The following is a 20,020-nucleotide window of genomic DNA, read 5'->3' on the forward strand; positions in this document are numbered from 1 at the left end:
AGGAGGCCAATATGGCTGAGTTTATAACCGAGCAGATCAGAAATCTGGCGGTGCTCGGACACACAGGGTCGGGTAAATCCTCTCTACTGGAGGCGTTACTCTTCCAAGCTAAGGCTATTACTCAAAAAGGCAGGGTGGACAAGGGCACAAATCATGCTGATTTCACTGCCCAGGAAAAATCCCATCGCCACAGTTTAGAACCCTCCTTCTTAAATCTAGATTTCGACAATCACCATATTAACCTTATCGACACACCGGGCTTGCCAGACTTCTTTGGTCGTGCACTGTTACCCCTGCCCGGCGTGGAGTCTGTGCTGCTGGTGATCAATGCATCGACCGGCATAGAGACCCTGACCCAAAGAGCATTTGAAGCGGCCCGGACCATGGGTAAAGTGGTATTGATCGCGATAAATCACATCGATGGCAATGAAGAGAAGTTACCCGGCCTACTCGATGAGATTCAGCAACGCTTCGGTCCCCGCTGTCTGCCGGTAAACTTACCGACGGCATCTTTGGATGATGTTGTCGATTGCTACCTTCATTGTGACGAGGGGGCCGCCCAGTCATCGTTTCACTCGGCGTTGTCGGCAAAAGATGATCTTATCGACACTGTACTCGAAGAGGATGAGGAGTTGATGGAGCTCTATCTCGAGCAGGGGGAATCCCTCTCCCCGGAACAGTTACATGCACCTTTGGAAACCGCGTTGCGCATGGGACACCTGGTTCCGGTTTGCTTTACCAGTGCAGAGAATGAGATAGGTATCGCCTCGCTGCTGGAGCTTATCGTTAAGCTGTTGCCGAATCCGCTGGAGGCGAATCCGCCACAGTTTGTGAAGGGCACCGGCAATGACGCCATCCCGGTAGATGTGACCCAGAAGGCTGACGACCATGTGCTGGCTCATGTGTTCAGGATCTCAATCGATCCCTTCTTCGGCCGGATGGGGGTATTCAGACTCTATCAGGGGACAATTAATGTTGGCATGAAGCTGTTTATCGGAGAGGGACGAAAAGCCTTTAAAGTGACTCATATATTCAAGTTGCAAGGCGATAAACAGATCGGGGTGCCGCAGGCGGTTCCCGGTGATATCTGTGCAGTAGCAAAGGTGGAAGAGCTTGAGGTCGGCGCGGTGCTGCATGACAGCCATGATGAAGACCAGTTCCACCTTCCCGAGTTGAACCTTCCTCAGCCAATATTCGGTTTAGCCGTTATGCCCAAGCGTCGCGGCGATGAGCAGAAGATCGCCGAAGTTCTGCATAAGTTAGTGGCGGAAGATCCCAGCCTGAGTCTGGCTAAGAATGATGCCGAGGGACAAACGATACTTCAGGGGCAGGGAGATCTGCACCTTCAGATAGCGATTGAGAAGGCCCATGAGGTATTCAATGTCGATATGGATACGGATAAACCCGCCGTCGCTTATCGTGAGACTATCACAGGTACTGCCACTGCCCGTTATCGCCATAAGAAACAGTCGGGTGGTTCCGGCCAGTTTGGTGAAGTGGAAATGACGGTCGAGCCTCTTGAGAGGGGAGCCGGATTCGAGTTTGTTTCTAAAGTGGTGGGCGGTTCGGTACCCGGACAGTACATTCCGGCCGTCGAGAAAGGGGTAAAAGAGGCCATGTTGGCCGGTGCGTTGGCCGGCTTCCCGATGCAGGATATCAAGGTTTGCCTGCTCGATGGTAAGCATCACAGTGTCGACTCGAAAGAGATCGCCTTTGTTATGGCGGGTAAAAAAGCATTTATGGATGCGGTTGCTCAGGCAAATCCTGTGATATTAGAACCCGTCGTGGAGATGAAGGTGGTTGTCTCTCAGGAGCATGTGGGTGATATCACTGGTGATATCAGCTCGTGCCGGGGCATGGTGTGTGGCACCGACTCACAGGGGGATAGCAAAGTCGTTATCGGCGTTGAAGCGCCGCTTGCTACTGTCGATGATTACTCTACCCGACTCAAGTCCATGACGGGAGGAGACGGCCAGTTCAGCATGACTTTTGCCAGATACGATATCACTCCGGACAATGTACAAAAAGCACTGATGAAAGATGCCAGGGAGGTGGCATAGTTAATCGTTAAGCCCTTATGGGCGCTGCTGGTGAACAATGAAGTCGGCAGTATGGCGGTAGAGCTTGTTAAGTGATGGCAGGGAACTCAATACCGATGAGTTCTCTGCTTTTTTGTATTGGTCGGCTTAATGGTGTCGTCCTCTCGTCTCTGTGTGGGGATACAGTGACAGAACCAGGCTCCGTCATGGAAAGGGACACAAAAAACGCCTGACATGCAGGCGTTTTCCAGTTTGCAGTGTTTTATCTGTTACTGTTTCGGACCAATCTCTTCGCTGACACCGTGCCGGAAGTACTCAGACGGCGCTTCGCCATAGGCCTGACAATGCTCGAGTGCGTATTCGGCCTGAGCCTGAATGTCGCCTCTGTTGGTTGTTCCGGCGTATAGGTGACATAGGCTGAAACAGAAGCCCCGGTACCGGCTTCGTTGGTGGCCGTTACCGTGATGTTGTTAGTGTCTTCGTTCTCCACCCAATACGGCTTTCAACTGCCCCGGAAAATCAAAAGAAACATTAATTTTATTATCCTGCATCGATCTGTGTTTCGTTTTGTGCTCAATGGGTTATAGTTGAATGGGGTTAGATCTACCGGCTCCTGTTTATGGAGTCAAAACCTATGACTGGGGAGCTCAATTATGCGTCTATGGATCATGATAAAAAGCCTGTTAACAGGGATATTGTTAACCGTTTCTCTGTCGGCCTATCCGCATGCCGAAACGGCGTCAGAAATCGTTGATAAGTCAGATAAACAGATGCGTGGTGACTCGAGTTATTCGGTTGCGACCATGAAGATCATTCGCCCCGATTGGACCCGCACCATGAGTATGAAGAGCTGGACTAAAGGTCAGCAGCTGTCGCTGGTGCTGGTTACCGCCCCGGCGAAAGACAAGGGCAGCGCTTCTCTAAAGCGGCAAAAGGAGATGTGGAGTTGGATCCCGAGTATCGAACGGGTCATTAAGATCGCCCCCTCTATGTTGAGCCAGTCCTGGATGGGCTCAGATTTTACCAACGATGACCTGATCAACCAGTCCTCTATAGTGGTGGATTACGAGCACAAGTTAATCAAAGAGGAGCTGTTCGATAACGATAATACCTGGGTTATCGATGCCATCGCCAAGCCGGATGCTCCGGTGGTTTGGAGCAAGGTAAGGCTGTGGATATCGAAACAGACCTATCTGCAGCGAAAAGTTGAATTTATCGATGAGTTTGATGAGTTGGTTAATACCATGGAGACCTTCGATGTTCAGCAGATGGGCGGTCGAAATATCGCTACCCGTATGACGATGACCCCGGCCGATAAACCCGACCAGAGAACCGAGCTTATCACCCATGAAGCCCAGTTTAATTTTGAAATAGGCGATGACTTTTTCTCCCAGAGTCAGATGAAAGCGTTAAGGGATTAAGCTTTTTGCTACGAGCTACGAGCTACGAGCTACGAGCTACGAGCTACGAGCTACGAGCTACGAGCGTGAAAGCTGTTGTCTTTTGCATATCGAAACTCTCCGCTTTCTTAGCTTTATCTTGTGCCCGGAGCTGCTTTAAGGAAGATTTATGTTAGTAAAATTGGCTTGGCGAAATCTGTGGCGACAGAAGCGGCGCACCGTTTTAACCGCGATGGCGCTGGCGCTGGCATTGGTGCTCTCTCTGTTTATGCGCAGCATGCAGGAGGGAAGCTATGCCAACAACATCGAGAACAGTGCTAAGTTTTCAACCGGATTAATTCAGTTACAACATGTTGATTTTGAGGAGAGTCAGAGCATTGAGGACCTTCTTCCCGCCACCGGTGAGTTTATTGCCGCAGCCCGTGGATTAGATGATGTGGAGCGACTATTGCCCAGGCTGGAATCTTTCGCCTTAGCGGCCGCGGGCGATAAGTCGAAAGGTGTCATGGTGCTGGGGGTCATGCCTGAACTGGAAGATGAATACTCTAATATCTCAGATAAAGTGGTAGAGGGGGAGTTTATCGGGTCCGATGACAAGTCGGTACTCATAGGTCGGGGGCTTGCCGATTACCTCTCTCTGGCTGTGGGTGATGAGCTGGTGCTTTATGGTCAGGGATATCGGGGCCAGACTGCGGCGGGGCTCTATAAGATTAAGGGAGTTGTACATTTTCCCCTGCCTCAGCTTGATAACCTGCTTATCTACATGCCGCTTGAACTGGCTCAAACACTGTTCAGCACAGGTGAACAGGTTTCTGCCTGGGTCATAGATACCCGCGAATTAACAAGGCTGGAACAGACCAAGGCCGATCTGGAGCGTGTTTATTCATCTTACGGTTCATCAAATAGGGGGAACAGTGAGGTTAAGGTACGTGACTGGGAAGATCTGGCTCCCGAGATGGCGCAGCAGATAGCCATGGATAAAGCGGGTGGTATCTTTATGATGTACCTACTCTACGGCGTGGTGGGTTTTGGTCTCTTTGCCACCATCCTGATGATGACGTTGGAGCGATACCGGGAGTTCGGAGTGATGATGGCCACCGGGTTGGTCAGGGCAAAACTACTGGGTTTGGTGGTACTCGAGTCGGGTTTTATTTCGTTACTTGGGGTAACACTGGGGCTGGCAATCGGAACCCCTCTGGTGCTCTGGTTTTACTATAATCCTATCGAGTTAACCGGTGAAACGGCGCAGATGATGTTGGAACTGGGCTGGGAGCCTATTCTCCCCATGCAGTTATCACCTTGGCTGTTCATCGATCAGATAGTGATTGTACTTGGCTTGATGATGCTGTGTTTACTCTATCCTTTATGGCGGATCTTCAGACTCAATCTGGTGACAGCGTTGAAGGGAGGTGCCCATGTTAATTAAATTGGCCTGGCGCAACCTGTGGCGTAATAAGTTACGCACCGCGATCATGCTGTCTGCCATGGCTTTCGGCTTAATCGGTGTTGTTACCATGATAGGCTTTATGAATGGTATGTATGGCAACATGATCGACAATGCCATCTCCTGGCAGACCAGTCATGTTCAGGTTCATCACAAGGGCTTTGTGGACAACCCGGAAATTAGTCTGACCATTATCGAATCTGAACGTATCACGGACGAGTTGAGTCAAATGAGCGAGGTGGTCGCCTGGTCTGAGCGTTTCATTGTCGATGGTATGGTGGCCTCGGCGCGTTCATCCAGAGGTGTGCGGATCAATGGTGTCGATATTAATGACGAGGCCAGGGTAACGCCGGTAGCGGACAGCGTGAAGGAGGGCAGCTGGTTACCGGCCGAAGGTCGCCACCCGGTTGTGGTGTCGTTAAAGACGGCACAGCGCCTGCGCTTAAAGTTAGGCTCTAAGGTAGTGATCACTTTCAGTAATGCCGATAAAGATGTCATTGGTGCCGCCTTCAGGGTTTCCGGCTTTTTCAGCACTCCCTCCAGTAATTTCGACGATGGCAATATCTATGTGAGAAGGGCCGATCTGGCAGCGATGGCCGGTATCGATGGCAGTCATGAGATAGCGGTGTTACTCGATGACAGCAACAGGATGTCAAATGCTTTAGCCGTTTCGGTAAGGGATAAGCTCCGTCTAATCACATCTGATAAGAACAGTGTCAGGGACTGGCAGCAGGTTCAGCCGATGTTGGCATCAATCATCGCACAGATGGGGCCGAGCAACGCCATTCTGCTGGGTATATTTGTGGTCGCAATGGGGTTTGGTGTGGTCAACATCATGTTGATGTCTGTGTTTGAGCGAACCAGAGAGTTTGGGGTGTTGATGGCGGTGGGTATGCAGAAGCATAAGGTGTTTGCACTGATCATACTTGAGACCAGCCTCCTGGGGGTTACCGGAGCGGGTTTGGGACTGGCTTTCAGTCTGGTGCTGATCGAGCTGCTGCAGGTTACCGGGATCCCCCTTGGCAATATGGCGGAGGGGCTGGGAGCCTTCGGTGTCGACACGACACTATACCCCCAGATAGCCGCAAGCGAGTATCGTTATATCTTTATTACCGTGGTGCTGGCCTGTGTGTTAGCGGCGCTCTATCCGGCGAGACAGATCCTGAAGCAGCGTCCGGTCGATGCCATGGCTGAAAAACATTGAGCTTAGCGGGCGCGATTATGAGCCATAGTGTGCCCACAGATGAGATTAAGTCGTAATTTGTGCAGTCAGTAATTAAGACCGGCGTCTAAGGCCGGCTTCGAAGGAAGAGGGAGAGGGGATGAGTATTCAAACGACTCAGCTTCGTAAAACTTACAATCAAGATACGGATTTTCCGGTTCATGCGGTAAAGCAGCTCGATTTGAGTATCGAACAGGGGGAGTTTGTGGCCGTGATGGGGCCGTCCGGCTCGGGTAAAACCACGCTGCTTAACATGATTGGTGGTATAGACACCCCCAGCGCAGGTACTGTGATTATCGACGGTATCGATATCTGTTCACTGAAAGATCAAGCGCTTATCGCCTTTCGTCGCGACAATATTGGCTTTATCTTTCAGGACTATAGCTTGCTGCCGGTGCTGACGGCTCTTGAGAATGTCGAGTTTGTGATGCAGCTTCAGGGACATAGTGAGATGGAGTGCAGAGAGCGGGCGATTGCGCTGTTGACTCAGGTCGGACTCGCAGAGCAGTTACATAAAGTACCGGCTAAACTCTCCGGCGGCCAGCAACAGAGAGTGGCCGTTGCCCGCGCATTGGCGCCGAGCCCCAGGTTTGTGATGGCCGATGAACCAACGGCAAATCTGGATGCTGAAAGCACTGCCGAACTACTCGATATAATGCAGCAGCTCAATGAAAAAGAGGGAACTACCTTTATCTTCTCGACCCATGATCCCAGGGTGATAAAGCGTGCCAGAAGAGTGATCGTTTTCGAAGATGGTCAGCTGACAGAGGACAGAGTGCAATGAAACCGGTTCGGTTTTGTTGCTTATCTCTCATCGCCCTGTTTTTAGCTGCATGGAGCATGGGGCGGGTATTGGCCGCCCCGATTCCCGGTCTCGAGCCTGCATCGAACTGGGAGCTCGATGGTTATGTGAAATATTTGGGCACGGGGACTTTTCCTGATACCGGCGCGGATCTTGGCGACCATCTGCTCCATCAAAGATTCAACTTCGAATATCGATTCGATAGCGCATTAAGATTCAATGTCGGCATGAGGAACAGACTCCTCTATGGTGACACTCCAAAGACGCCTGGCTATGGCGATCTCATAGGGGGTGATCCTGGATTTTGGGATATGTCATCGACCTGGCTGGATAGAGATGGCTGGGTTGGTAATACTCAGTTTGACCGAGCTTATGCCGATTGGACAGCGGGCAATGGCTGGCAGTTAAGAGTGGGGCGTTTTCGTATCAACTGGGCCATGACAACCCTGTGGAACCCCAATGACATCTTTAATGCCTACTCCATATACGACTTCGATTATGAGGAGCGCGCTGGGGCAGATTCGGTGTTGCTCAGTAAGAAACTGGGTTTTGCGAGTGCGTTAGACTTTGTTTATAATCCTAATCAGGACAGCGACCTCAATAGCTATGCGGCGCGGTATCTGCTCAATCATGATGGGTGGGATATGCAGCTGTTACTGGGTAAGTCCGGTTTCGACCGTATAACAGGAGCTGGCTTTGCCGGAGATATCTACGGCGCCGGTTTTCGTGGCGAGTTCACCTATTTTGACCCTGTTTTTGACTATTGGCCAAGAGTTGATGAAGTTGGAAACGGCATAAGCAGACTATCAACTGAGCTTTTCGGCATGGCTCAATTTATGCCACTTTCACCAATGTCCACTCCCCCCCCCATTGCTGATGAACTTGAAACGACAACTGTTGCTACGCTCGAGGCCGATTACAGCTTTAGCGGTAAACGAAACTACTTGATCAGGGGCTCTGTTCTGCATATATCAAACCCGACAGAGTCTGACAGTGCCCTGCTTTACCTTAACCTGCCCCTGACGGCCAGAACCTTGAGCTTTAGCGATTGGACCTACTATTTCGATGTGGGTTTCGATATCTCCTCTCTGAGTCGCTTAACATTGACGAGTAGCTATTATCGGGACGGCTCCTACTTTATCGGAGCCAATGGCAGTTACTCTCTGGCAGATGATTGGCAGCTGTTATTGGTAATACAACGATTCGACGGCAGTAGCGACAGCCTGTTTGGCAAAACGGCGGCGACACTTGGGTTTCTGCAGCTTAAGTGGAGTTTTTGAAGGGGGGAGGCGAAACGGATTGGAGGGGGTAGAGTATAAACACCCTTGAATGCGCCGACCCCCCGGCGCATCTCAAAGACGTTGGATTAACTGCTTAATGATATCAGTTTGGCTATCACTCTTTTTCGTTCAGGTGCTTGATGATAGCTTCGGCAGCCTCACTCTCGGTAGCCTTCTCTTGACTGCACTCGATGTTGGCTGTGGGATTTACACCTGTGGCTTCCTCTGCAATATGCAACCAGTCCGGATGCCAATAGAAACTGGCACCGCCTATGGTACTCCAGTTGCGCACGCCGCCTTTCTCGCCCTGATAGATGAGATCTTGTATTTTGTATGACATTGTTTAACCCCGATAAATATTTGTTATTAGAGTGTGTCATCCTGCGCTTAATAGGATTAATAGTTTGGGAGCAAGGTCACAATTGGAGAGATTAACTGAATTATTTCAGCTTTAAGGAGGAAAAAACCGGTTTTATCTGCTACCGACGTTTTACGGACTGAAACAAGATAGGAGAGAGTGGCCAGCAGGCTGACCACTCTCTAAAGCTGGACTTTGTAAGTTACGCCTCCGGTCGGCTCAGGCGACGAATGATCTCCTCATGTTGTGGATATTGCGCCAGTAAATTCTCCTGGCTGAAGAGCTCAAAATCTTCGAAGGTAAATCCGGGAGAGACCATGCAACCGACCAGAGAGAAGCCGGGTCGGTTCATCGCCGAGCCGAAGATACAGCCCTTAGGTACAAGAAACTGTGGCCGTTCACCCGCAGCAAGATCCATCCCCAACTGCGCCGTGGTTAACTCACCCTCTTCGGATATCATATAGATGGTCAATGATTCACCGCCATGGTAGTACCACATCTCGTCCGCCGTTAAGCGGTGAAAGTGTGACACCTCACCGGTGCGAAGCAGGAAGTAGATGCTGCTCCATAGTGCTCGGTTGTCGTCGAAGCGGCTCTGGGATGTGAAGGAGGAGCGATAGTAACCCCCTTCGACATGTTGCTCTAATGCCAGAGCCTGAATGAGTTCATCTGCTGATTGCATACTTTTACTCTCAATAAAGTGGTTTACTGAGTGTATGACACACCATGACTGAACTCAGCATCGGTAGCTGAAAAATTAGAGTTGTAGTCACTTTTCTTGGAGAGAGGGAGCAACAGTTCAAGTTATTGGGTGGGTTAGCGGGCAGGTATTACCCGACTAACCCTTTCATCTATTACTCTCCAAGCAGCCAGGACTCGACGAGTTCGCGGTTCGGGACACTGCCCTTATGTATCAGCTGCTCATCTATGATCACCGCCGGTGTCGACATCACCCCATATGCCATGATCTGTGATAGATCTGTGACCTTTTCCAGATCTATCTCTATCTGGTTCGCTTGCGCAATATCGATAATTATCTGGGCCGTTGTTTTGCAGTTGGTACAGCCAGAACCTAATACTTTGATATTTTTCAAAATGTTATCCTATAAGTATGGAGAGAAAGCATTGAACACCCAACCCACCAGAGTAAAGGAGGTCAATAGTACAAAAAATAGGGTCGTTAACAGACGCCATTGCATCACCTGTTTCAGCAAGATGAATTCGGGAAAACTGGCGGCGACTGTGCTCATACAAAATGCCAGTGTGGTACCTATGGGCAGGCCGTTGATGATAAGACTCTCCATCACGGGAATAACTCCGGTGGCGTTAGAGTATAACGGAATGCCGAGCAGTACCGCAGTTGGTACAGACCACCACTGCCCCTGACCTAAGTGTGACTCTATCCAGCCAGCCGGAACGAATCCATGTAGTGCGGCACCAAGTCCCACACCGATGAAGACCCATTTCCAGACCCGCTTGAAAATATTAACCGTTTCCTGCTTGGCAAACTGATGTCGCTCTTTCACTGTCAAACTTTCAGCCGGGGCGCTGTGAACCTTATTCTCCCTGGACAGCTGGTTCTGACCCCGCTTCAGGGCTTCGGCGGCAAAGGAGTGTAACCAGCGCTCAGCCTTTATCGTATCGAGAAACAGACCGCCCAACATGCCCACGCTCATGCCTACGGCGATATAAACTAAGGTAAACTTCCAGCCCAACAGACTCATTAACAAGAGCACGGCGACCTCATTGATCAGCGGTGAGGTGATCAGAAACGCCATCGTGATCCCAAGTGGGATCCCGGCTGAGGTGAAGCCTAAGAATACAGGGATACTGGAGCAGGAGCAGAAAGGGGTGACGACGCCAAACATGGAGCCAAGCATATAGCCGACGAAGCGGTTTTTACCGGCCAGGTAATCGCGTACCCGTTCGACATTCAACGAGGCCCGAATGACGCCGATAAGATAGATCATGACGATCAGGAGTACAAATATCTTGCTGGTATCTTCTACAAAGAAGTGAACTGCATCTCCCAGTTTGGTTTCGGCCTGTAAGCCGAGCAGAGTAAATACCAGGTAGTCGGCAAAATCGGTGAAAATTTGGAACATCCATTACCCCATTACATCTTTGAGTCATACTAACTGTGCGGCCAATGCCTGGAGAAACCTCTCAAGCTTGGCGCTGATTTATCATAGAGACGCAGCTAAAGTGAAAAGGATGCAGAAAAAAGAGAAATAATATTATTTTCGGGGGGTGTAGCAGCAAACATTGTGATTTTCATCAAGTTTTACCTGGCATGAGATACTCAGTTGCTGCTTTAATTTTATTCGGGCCCGGAGCAGACGCGACTTAGTCGCACTAAGCGTGAGCCCGTGGCGAGAGGCATACTCACACTGGGACATACCATTAATATCACATGCCTGGATAATATCGCTATCCGGAGAGGAAAGTTCAGTTAATACCCGGGGCAAGCAGTGGGCTAATTTATCGACCACATCTTTATCTGCGACAGGGGAGTGGGCTTCATCCGTCTCCTGAATCTCTACCAGAGAGAGGTTTTTCTGTTTCCTTGTATGGTCGATGAGCAGGTTCGAGGCTACCTTGAACAGCCATGCCTTGCTGTTTTTAATCTTGCAGAAGGCTTTTCGTTGCGCCATGGCACGAATAAATACCTCATGCAGTATGTCCTGTGCCAGTGAGTCATCATGGGTTTGGCTTTTTAACCAGTGAGATAGCGGGCTATGGTGTAGCTGCCAGGCTTCCATTAAGCATGGCATTGTGCTGTTTTCATTGGGGGGGAAACTTGCTTCGTTCATTAGGCTTACAATCGCGCCAACTTCAATCTGATGGTGGATAATAAATAACATACAAGCCGGATGAAACATAACTCCTTATCTGAAAAATGAGAAGAGCGCGCGGCCGGGGAAAATGTGCAAGCTTGGCGGCGCTCCACTGCTTATAGCTGAATCCATGTGTTTGAATCGTGTCTAACGGGAGCTACTGGCTTGCTCCGCGAATGCTATCGCCGATGGCGATGCTGAAGCACCTCTCTTCGTGGCCGATGGCCAGGTTGACGACATCGGCATCCAGCTTACCACTATCGGTAGAGGTTTCTAAAATCTGGCGCACCTCATCTAACTGCATACCATTCCTGTACGGCCTGTCTTGTACTAAGGCCTGAAAGATATCGGCTACGGCAATGATCCTGGCCTCAATGCTTAACTCTTTTTTGTTAGGGTGAAATGGATAGCCGACACCGTTGAGTCCCTCATGGTGGAAGGCCGCCCAGTGGGCAATCTCATCGAGCCCATCAATATGGCGAAGAATTTCAAAGGTTTCGTAGCTGTGCTGCTTCATGATGGAGAGCTCTATCTCATCGAGCGGTCCGGGTTTCTCTAAGATGTTGTCAGGAGTGTGCAGCTTGCCGAGATCATGCAGTAAGCCTGCTACTTCGATTTTCTCGCACTGCTCTGCCGATAAACCATAGATAGACGCAAGGTAGCGGGCTAGTTGCGCTACTCTCATCGAGTGCTGTGCCGTGAAAGAGCTCTTCTGATCGACGATATAGGCCAGAATTAAGGAGAGCTGTTTTAACTGGGCAATGCTCAATGACTGGCTGGACTTTAACTGTCCCATGTCCCATGTATAACGGGTGATATGGCGGTTTTCCAATGCAATCCAGAAGGCTTCCGATGCTTCGACCCGTATGAACGCTTCGATGAGGGAGGGATCGAAATAGGTACCACCATAATTGCTGATGGTGTTTACTATCTCTTTTCTCGCAAGCAAGATGTCGGATTCATAATGTGTCGCAGCCATGATATCTATGCGATCGGAGAGAAAAATCAGGTTGGCCATGCGTGCATCTTGTTGGGTCAGCTCTATCTGTGTGAGCTCCTCCCAAGGTGTGTGATGATACAAGATTGGTGTGGCAAATTTTGCAAGTGGTTCAAAGTCTTTTAACAGTCGATAGCCAACCTTGCAGTGGATATCGGCGTTATTCCAGTCAAAATGGTTGACCAGGTTGGTATGCATCTGTTCGGTAGAGACGCCGCAGTCATGGAGCATTCCCAGTTCAAATGCATATTGAATCTCGCTATCGCTGAAATTGAGTTGATTACCTATCTGGCTGGCGATATAGCCGACCCGTTTACCATGATTGGTATCGTTCATACCGACCTGAGACACGGCGGTCTCGATCGCAATAATCATCTGCCGAAGATCTACCTGTAATTGTGAAAGCGAACTCATGATATCACCCTGATTTTATAGCTATTATATGAATTACAATTAGCTATAAAATTCCATGTGCATAGCTCTCATACAGAGATGAAAACTACTCCGAAATGTACACTATTGAGTTTAGTTCAACTTTCCCTTTTGTGGCTTTCTTTACTCCGGTTAGATTAAGTATTCAGCTTGAAGTGAGCACAGGCCTCCTGCAGTGAGGAACTCGACTCCATCAACTGCCGACATTGCTCTACCGTCTCTATGGCTGTCTGAGAGGTCGAGTGAATAACACTGTCTATCTCATGCAAGCCTTGATTGAGCTCGACGGTTGCAGCAGTGTGCTCTTCGGCTCCCTGGGCGACCAGTGTCATCTGCTGCGCCGTTTCATTCATCTGCTCTACGATTCGCTCGAATGTTTCTGCGCTCTTGAGTGAATCATGCTTGCCGGTATGAATGTTATCTATGATCTCTTTGATAAGCTTTGAGCTACGCTCGGCAGCCTGACTCGAGCGAAATGCGAGGTTGCGAACCTCTTCGGCGACGACAGAAAAACCCCGGCCGTGCTCGCCGGCTCTCGCAGCTTCAATGGCGGCGTTCAGTGATATGAGATTGGTTTGCGACGCTATCTCTGTTATATCGGCCATGATCTGTTCGATTCTAGCACCGGATTGAGCCACATCCTGCATCGACTGGGTTAACTTCTCCATGGATCTCATTCCTGACTTTGCCTCTGTCAGGGCCTGTTGAGAGTGTGAGTGCAGACTCGAGACCGAATCGGAGTTGAGTGTTACCTGACTCTCTATCTGGTTCATTGCCGCGCTGGTGGACTCAATCGACCTGGCCTGAACACAGGTTCCGTCGGCAACTAAGTTTCCATGTTGGGCTAATTTCACCGAGCTGTTATCTATTACCCCGGCTCTATTTATCACATTGGCAATGATCCGGTTAAGGTCGCCCTGCATTTTTTTCAGCGAAAGACCTAACCTGTCGACATCACTGCATGGGACGATTTTCCCGGTGAGATTGCCGCTAGCGATATCGCCTGCGTGGGAGATATGGTTTTTTTGTACCTTGATCAGCCCCTGAAGCGCATTGGCAATCTGGCCCAACTCATCCCCCCTGTTTAACAGAGCTCTCCATGGGGTGTTAGAAATTGATTGAAGCTCAATGTCTCCCCTTGCAAGATCATCGATGGCAGTGACTAAGAGATGGATCCTGGTCGAGATATGGTTAATCAGGAGTATTAATACGCTCAGAACGAGGCAAGCAGTCAATAAGGCTATCCCAAGGTTTGAATATATCATTCTAACCCGTGCCGCGGCCAGCTTAGATTGCTTACTACCTGATATGACAACCCATCCTGTGTTGGGTTCTCTTTCTATCCAACCGGTGTAGGGTTCTCCCTTCTCATGCCACTCAATGACACCATTCTGGTTACAAAGTGATAAGTACTCTTGACTCCTGCTACTAACTAACTCAGGGTCAGGGTGAGCCAGAGGCGTGCAGTCGCGGTTTAATATGAAGCTTAAGCTGTCTCTGTCCTGCTCTGTGATATCTATGTAGCGGTCATAGAATTCACCCAAGGGTAAGCTGATAAACAACACATGGTTATATTTCGTTTTGGCAGAGATAGTCAACAAGGGCTTAGCGTCAACCCGGCTCAGGCGGGGAGGAGCAACATACAGCTCTGCTCCCTTACTAATCTCATTAAAATAGTTCATATTCCGATAGCTGGTGCCAATACGACCCGGATTACTCGCCGAAATTGCCACACCTTCATGATCTAGCAGAGCGGCGTTTCTGAGATGGTAGTTATCTGCAAAGCGACTTAATTTATCGGAAAATAATTCAGCATCGCTGGTTTTTTGTCTCAGCAGGCTCACGTCGGGAGCACTTTCGGCCAATGATGATGCAAGTCGTGTGTTGAGGAAGTACCAGTTGCTCAGATTTTTAACGAGCAGTGCATGGGACGATCTTACTTTTATCTCGTTAAGCTGATTCATCTGTTGACTCGACTCGCGAGTCGAGAACAGTGTCACTCCCAGCAAACCGATTAAGATCACCGGGAGAACACAAGCAATAAACTGTCCTTTTATCCGCATCAAACACCTCTATAAGACTCCGATGTAATAGTGGTTATTCTTACATGTAAAAAAGTCTGATTGTATGATCTGGTCGAGATTAGTTGTGATTGCTTTCTGGTGAAATATGTTCAGGTTCACAGTTTGACACCTGTTCTGATACAGAGGTAGCCATCTTAATCAATTTTTCTATTGAGCAATCTCAATCGGGGCAGCTTCCAGCTTATCAATCACTGCGTACCAGCAAGGCGGCTTAACGAATGGGCGGTGAACTGTTAAAATCAGTGGGATATGGCAGTCCACTTTTTGCAACCCCCTGGAGTTCGTTTGGCACCTACATCATCAACTTTGCATACCAGGCCGACAGTTAAGCTATTTTTTTGCCCCCTGGTTCTTAACTCGTTGAGCCCTGCGCAGATTCAGTTGATACACTCCTGGCTGAGCACTGAGGAGTCGTCAAAGGTTTCCCGGTATACTCAAGCCTCTGCACGGGACAGAGGGCTAATGGTGAGAGGCTACCTTCGTGCCATCCTGTCGCTCTGCTCAGGCTTTGAGGGGATCAGTTGTGACAGGGCTTTAGCCCCAGGTGATTGGCGGTTCCAGTATGGTGATAAGGGGAAACCCAGCCTTGTTCCTGAGCAAAGGGATAAGTCTGGGTTGGAGTTCAACATCAGTCATAGTGGAGACTGGTTGCTTATCGCGGTGATCAAAGATTCAATGACTGCGCCGGGCCACGTAGAGCTGGGCGTCGATATTGAACGATCTCGGGCCAGCACTGATATCTATCCGATTTTAAATCACTACTTTACTCAGGATGAGTCCGATTCGTTATTAGCCCTGGATGAGGAGGGGCAGCGTGATCGCTTCTTCGATCTATGGGCGCTCAAAGAGTCATATATCAAGGCCAAAGGTTTAGGCCTGGCTCTCTCCCTTAAGACGTTTAGTTTCGGCTTTACTCAAGTCAGGGAGGGGACCTTAGCCCTGCATGAGAATGGCAGCCTTATCGAATCATTGAGTTTATTGAGTCATCTTGATCTGTATATACATGATGAAGGTTCTTCTGCCAGGCAGAATGAAGAGGAGAGAACTCACTTAAAAATCGCCGATGATGAGTGGTCGGTGTTTTTAGGCAGGTTAGATAGCGAGTATCGTTTCGCGGTTACTGTCGGCTCCCGGGCTCGTTATGCTCTGGATGCAGATAGAATGAAGTTGGCTTGTTTGCTGGCACGCTATCAGTGAGTCAAAGCTTGGGTAAATCAAGCATAAAAAAGAGCAGGGAGTTAAGCGAACATTCGCTTCAGACCTGCTCAAGAGGGAGCGAGAAGAGAGTCTTTGTTTAATATATTGCCCTGATTAAACACCCCTGAACTATGAAAAGGACAGAGTTGACCCTCTAATGCACTTTTGCCTGTTGCTGTAAAATCGTTTACAGCTTTGTACTGAGTACAATCAACTTGCACTCAGTACATTGACTTAGTGTTATGCTCTAGTACTTAGCTTGTAGCGTTAGCCATAGCTTGTCGGTATCGTTTGAGAAGCCATAACCTGCATCGGCACCGCTGAAGCTGGCATACTTAACACCAACGCTGTAGTGTTTGGCAAATGGATATGTTGCTGCAACGCCCCACTCCTTACCCATGTCGATGTCACCATAGTCAGACTCGAAGGTGTGGTATTTTGCCAGTAATTTAAGACCCGCAAGCTTAGCGGTTAAAACTACATGTGTATCTACGATACCATTTTCCCAGTTACCCTTGCCGCCGAACAGGAACTTATCGGTCCACCCGTTGAAGGCATGTAGAGTTGCCAAAGGAGTGATGAATCCGGCTACGCCGTCATCAGAACCCAGTACTTCGTAACCGACTTTAGCGCCGAATGCACCGAAACCAATCCCGGCACCTAGCTTGTAGTAGTCTGCAGTATATTTAGTTGGGTTATCGCCACCTTCAGACTGCTGTGCATATTCAGCTTCATAGCTAAGCTTAATGGCGTCCAGCTTTAGCTTACCGGCTGCACGAATACCATAGGTATCGGTAGAGAATGCGGCAACATCTGTGTTATCTATCAGGTATGCGTAACCTGTGATGTTGGCAATATCACCCGCTTTGTAGTTCAGGTTGAGCAGGTTGGTTTCGTTTGTGTGCGACTCTTTACCGCTACCTTCAGGGAAGATACGGTTTACATTGTTCACATATGAGTAGTAAGCCGTTAGATTTTCAATCGCAGTATTTTTTACCGAGAACGCATCATAGGTCTGCTCGTTTTGACGGAAGCCGACACCACCAACGAAACGTTGGTTGTCCAGCAGGATGCGCTGACGACCATATTTCAGTAGTGTATCTGCTGGCGCCTTATAACCAATGAATGCCTGGTTAATTTGCGTGTACTCATAATCGGCAATGAGAGGCTCGTTATCGGTAGAGCGAACATCGTCAACTTCTGCCAGTGCGAAGAAGTTATACATATCGCCCGTCTTGTAATTTAAACGAGTACGGATTGTTGTTTGGTCTTGTTTATCTACGGTATCGACATCGGCTTGCTCGAAACGTAAACGGAATTGAACTTTAACTGCAGAATCATCGATAAATGCTTTCTTTAGTGGGTCAACCGTCTCTGCGGCGACAGCGGAAGAGGCTAAACCAGCTAAGATTGCTAGGGTAAGTGCACGAACTTTCATTTTACAGTCCTTTTGTTTCATTATTGTTTCGTCATCATCTCAGGAGTGTTATACGCCTTGTTGTACCATGGTTTTCTTGATCTGAAACAAGTCTGGAGTTTTTTTTATGTTCGCGGTGATTAATTGTGATTAAGATCAATAGCTTATACTTACAAAGGAGTACCTCCAAAGTAGTAGTTTTTTTGGGGGGGAGCGGTTTGTATTGAGGGATGTTTGTTTTTTGTTGCACCTGGAGCTGTAACTGTAACAAGGATCTCTTTGGGGCGCTAACGATATTGTTTCTGTATTGAGTTTTTATCAAACGGATATTGCGCCTGTTTGCAATGGCTTATCAATATCTGTACATAGGCTGCGACAAAGCCCCTGGCACTGGTTATCTGTCAGGGGCTTTAGTCTATTTGTGTTATAGCAGTTGGTGTTAATGAGCTTTCAGTGGGACAATTTCGAAGTTGCTGTCAAACTCGACTAAGGTGGAAGCAATTTTGTCAAAGGCCTTGCTGTCACCGGTTATGTTTGCCTTACCTTGCTTTAACAGAACCTCTATCTTCGCCTCTCCTAACAGGATGCGGGTGATATCGGCTTGGTTGACTGTGAGAGTCGCATCCGCTTTCTTAACCTGATCCACTTCGATATTGCTTAGGTTGCCGTTGCTCATCTCGACGTAGAGAATTTTGTTATTGTCAGGTGTGACGATATTCATGGTTATCAGACCAAGTTCAGCCGCTTTCAGGCTATCAACTTTTACGGCTAAAAAGTCAAATAGAGTCGGCAGATCCATCTCGCTGATGACATCGGCGGAGGCTGATTTTGGTGCGCCGGGTTTAATGCCGAACCTTAACTCTTGAGCTCCGGTGAGATAGATGTTTCTCCAACCCGCTCCCTCGGCTTGATAGCCCAACTGCTCATAGGTGTCGGCAAGCAGATGACGTGCAACCTGGTTACCGGGATCTGCCATCACCACTTTATTGAGTGCGGTGGCGACAAAACGGTACTCCCCTTGAGCAAAATCGGCTTGAGCTTTAGATATCACATTTTTGGCACCGCCCATATACTCGACAAATTTCACCGCTTCCGGCTGAGTCGGGAGCGGGTTCAGGTTGGCCGGATTCATGTCGAAATAACCCAGGTACATGTTATAAACTGCTTTAGCGTTGTGGCTGTAGGTACCATGGTACCCATTGGTATGCCAGGCTTTGAAAATAGACTCAGGAATAACCTCCTGGATCGCATCACCGATATCTTGAATCGTTACTCCCTGGTTGGCCAATCTTAGAGTCTGATTATGAACGAAGCCGTAGTTATCCCGCTGTAACCTTAGAAAGTCATTGATCTCTTCATTTCCCCATATCGGTGCTGAGTGAGAGGCAAACAATGTCTCGACCTCACTGCCGAAAGCATTAATCATCTCGTTGATATCTTTTGACCATTTTTGAGAGTCACGCACTTTAGCCCCGCGTAGGGTGTAGATGTTATGCATACCCTGATAGGTAAGCTCTGCAGTCCATAGTGCCTTCATCGAAGGGATATAGGTGATCATCTCTGATGCCGCTTCTGTGCCGGAGGCGTCCATGAAGATCATCTCCAGACCATCTATGGTCAATGTCTCCCATTTTCCCTTGCCATTGAGGGTGTAGTCGGGTCTAACGTAGGTTATTTCACCCTTTGAAATTCCCTTACCCAGCGCCGCATCGACGATACCATGGTCATGTTTACCTAAGGTGGCGCCGTATTGATAGGCGGCCCGACGGCTCATGGCATTACCTGCAAGCACGTTCTCATCGACGATCTCTTTGGTTATGTTGTCTGAACCATACACTTTTACATCGGGATAGAGCTCCTGCACACCCCGGGCTCCACCGAAGTGATCGGCATGGCTGTGTGAGTAGATCATGGCTACAACGGGTAGCTCACCACCTTCGGGAAGGTTTTTCATGGCAAATTCGAGTGACAACTTCGCCGCCTCTTTTGTCAGCAACACATCGTAGGCTATCCAGCCATTATCACTGCGGATCAGGGTTAGATTTGACAGGTCCGTACCGCGTACCTGATAGATGCCGTCACGAACCTTATATAGTCCATTAGCAACCATGTTGAGTTGTGCCTGACGGTGCAGAGATGGGTTGATCGAATCCGGTGCCTTATCAGTCAGGTATTCAAATTCAGAACGCATGATGGCTGCCGTCTTCTCGTCGAGTTCGGCTATCAGGTTTTTTGATGATTGTTCGAACGCGGCTCTATCATCGAAGTTGAGCGTTTTCGCCATCGCCTTGTTGGCGCTGACTGTGTGCGGGGTTGCATCTTTACCTTGATAGCTTACGCTGATGTGATCATGCTCATGTTGCGCCCCGATTGCGTTGAATGAGAGGCAGGCCATGATCGATATGCAAATAACTGATCTGTTCATAATATTTACCTTTAAATGTTGATTAAATTGAAATTTAAAAAATCTGTCAAATCACATCAGGTAACCATTGAGTTGCTGATGGCTGA

At 48.9% G+C, this 20,020-nt stretch carries 17 protein-coding genes; 7 read left to right on the top strand and 10 right to left on the bottom strand.

Annotated features, from left to right (window positions below; genetic code table 11):
- The first annotated feature begins 11 nt into the window (after positions 1-11).
- Positions 12-2,060, top strand: coding sequence for an elongation factor G (gene fusA / locus Q1B47_RS01515; protein WP_299787536.1), 2,049 nt, complete (start codon positions 12-14; stop codon positions 2,058-2,060).
- A gap of 241 nt (positions 2,061-2,301) precedes the next feature.
- Here fusA and Q1B47_RS01520 read toward each other — a convergent pair whose 3' ends face one another.
- Entirely contained in the window at positions 2,302-2,529 is a 228-nt protein-coding gene (locus Q1B47_RS01520; protein ID WP_299787539.1) for a hypothetical protein, read from the bottom strand.
- Positions 2,530-2,692: 163 nt separating this feature from the next.
- Here Q1B47_RS01520 and Q1B47_RS01525 point away from each other — a divergent pair, with 163 nt between their 5' ends.
- The 5 genes from Q1B47_RS01525 to Q1B47_RS01545 all read left to right on the top strand — a co-directional run bounded on the left by Q1B47_RS01525 (position 2,693) and on the right by Q1B47_RS01545 (position 8,187).
- Positions 2,693-3,460 (top strand): outer membrane lipoprotein-sorting protein, encoded by a 768-nt coding sequence (locus Q1B47_RS01525; protein ID WP_299787542.1) that lies wholly within the window; start codon positions 2,693-2,695, stop codon positions 3,458-3,460.
- 148 nt (positions 3,461-3,608) lie between these two features.
- Positions 3,609-4,865, top strand: a complete 1,257-nt coding sequence (locus Q1B47_RS01530; RefSeq protein ID WP_299787545.1) for an FtsX-like permease family protein — start codon at positions 3,609-3,611, stop codon at positions 4,863-4,865.
- Positions 4,855-6,087, top strand: a complete 1,233-nt coding sequence (locus tag Q1B47_RS01535) for an FtsX-like permease family protein (RefSeq protein ID WP_299787548.1) — start codon at positions 4,855-4,857, stop codon at positions 6,085-6,087. Before Q1B47_RS01530 ends, Q1B47_RS01535 begins: the two co-directional genes overlap by 11 nt.
- A 118-nt stretch (positions 6,088-6,205) precedes the next feature.
- Entirely contained in the window at positions 6,206-6,889 is a 684-nt protein-coding gene (locus Q1B47_RS01540) for an ABC transporter ATP-binding protein (protein WP_299787551.1), read from the top strand.
- Entirely contained in the window at positions 6,886-8,187 is a 1,302-nt protein-coding gene (locus Q1B47_RS01545) for a hypothetical protein (protein WP_299787554.1), read from the top strand. The genes Q1B47_RS01540 and Q1B47_RS01545 overlap by 4 nt, the downstream gene beginning before the upstream one ends.
- 115 nt (positions 8,188-8,302) lie before the next feature.
- Here Q1B47_RS01545 and Q1B47_RS01550 read toward each other — a convergent pair whose 3' ends face one another.
- The 7 genes from Q1B47_RS01550 to Q1B47_RS01580 all read right to left on the bottom strand — a co-directional run bounded on the left by Q1B47_RS01550 (position 8,303) and on the right by Q1B47_RS01580 (position 14,874).
- Positions 8,303-8,527, bottom strand: a complete 225-nt coding sequence (locus tag Q1B47_RS01550; protein ID WP_299787557.1) for a hypothetical protein — start codon at positions 8,525-8,527, stop codon at positions 8,303-8,305.
- Positions 8,528-8,747: 220 nt separating this feature from the next.
- Positions 8,748-9,227 carry a cupin domain-containing protein gene (locus Q1B47_RS01555; RefSeq protein ID WP_299787560.1) on the bottom strand — a complete coding sequence of 160 codons (480 nt, stop codon included), beginning with the start codon at positions 9,225-9,227 and terminating at the stop codon, positions 8,748-8,750.
- A gap of 172 nt (positions 9,228-9,399) precedes the next feature.
- Complete coding sequence (locus tag Q1B47_RS01560; protein WP_299787563.1) at positions 9,400-9,639, bottom strand: thioredoxin family protein; 240 nt, start codon at positions 9,637-9,639, stop codon at positions 9,400-9,402.
- A 9-nt stretch (positions 9,640-9,648) separates the two neighbouring features.
- Positions 9,649-10,650, bottom strand: a complete 1,002-nt coding sequence (locus Q1B47_RS01565) for a permease (protein ID WP_299787566.1) — start codon at positions 10,648-10,650, stop codon at positions 9,649-9,651.
- A 132-nt stretch (positions 10,651-10,782) separates the two neighbouring features.
- The gene (locus tag Q1B47_RS01570; protein ID WP_299787569.1) at positions 10,783-11,358 is read right to left on the bottom strand and encodes a sigma-70 family RNA polymerase sigma factor; all 576 of its coding nucleotides are present in this window, start codon (positions 11,356-11,358) and stop codon (positions 10,783-10,785) included.
- Positions 11,359-11,539: 181 nt separating this feature from the next.
- Positions 11,540-12,793 (bottom strand): HD domain-containing phosphohydrolase, encoded by a 1,254-nt coding sequence (locus Q1B47_RS01575; RefSeq protein WP_299787572.1) that lies wholly within the window; start codon positions 12,791-12,793, stop codon positions 11,540-11,542.
- 155 nt (positions 12,794-12,948) lie between these two features.
- Entirely contained in the window at positions 12,949-14,874 is a 1,926-nt protein-coding gene (locus Q1B47_RS01580; RefSeq protein WP_299787575.1) for a methyl-accepting chemotaxis protein, read from the bottom strand.
- 483 nt (positions 14,875-15,357) lie between these two features.
- Here Q1B47_RS01580 and Q1B47_RS01585 point away from each other — a divergent pair, with 483 nt between their 5' ends.
- Positions 15,358-16,092 (top strand): 4'-phosphopantetheinyl transferase superfamily protein, encoded by a 735-nt coding sequence (locus Q1B47_RS01585; protein WP_299787577.1) that lies wholly within the window; start codon positions 15,358-15,360, stop codon positions 16,090-16,092.
- Between the two features lie 247 nt (positions 16,093-16,339).
- On the opposite strand, the gene Q1B47_RS01590 is transcribed toward Q1B47_RS01585, so the two are convergent.
- Positions 16,340-17,530: an alginate export family protein gene (locus tag Q1B47_RS01590; protein ID WP_299787580.1), complete on the bottom strand. Its 1,191-nt coding sequence runs from the start codon at positions 17,528-17,530 to the stop codon at positions 16,340-16,342.
- Positions 17,531-17,948: 418 nt separating this feature from the next.
- Positions 17,949-19,934, bottom strand: a complete 1,986-nt coding sequence (locus Q1B47_RS01595; RefSeq protein ID WP_299787583.1) for an alkyl sulfatase dimerization domain-containing protein — start codon at positions 19,932-19,934, stop codon at positions 17,949-17,951.
- Positions 19,935-20,020: the final 86 nt, after the last annotated feature.

This window comes from uncultured Shewanella sp. (assembly GCF_947501225.1).
Lineage (GTDB): Bacteria > Pseudomonadota > Gammaproteobacteria > Enterobacterales > Shewanellaceae > Shewanella.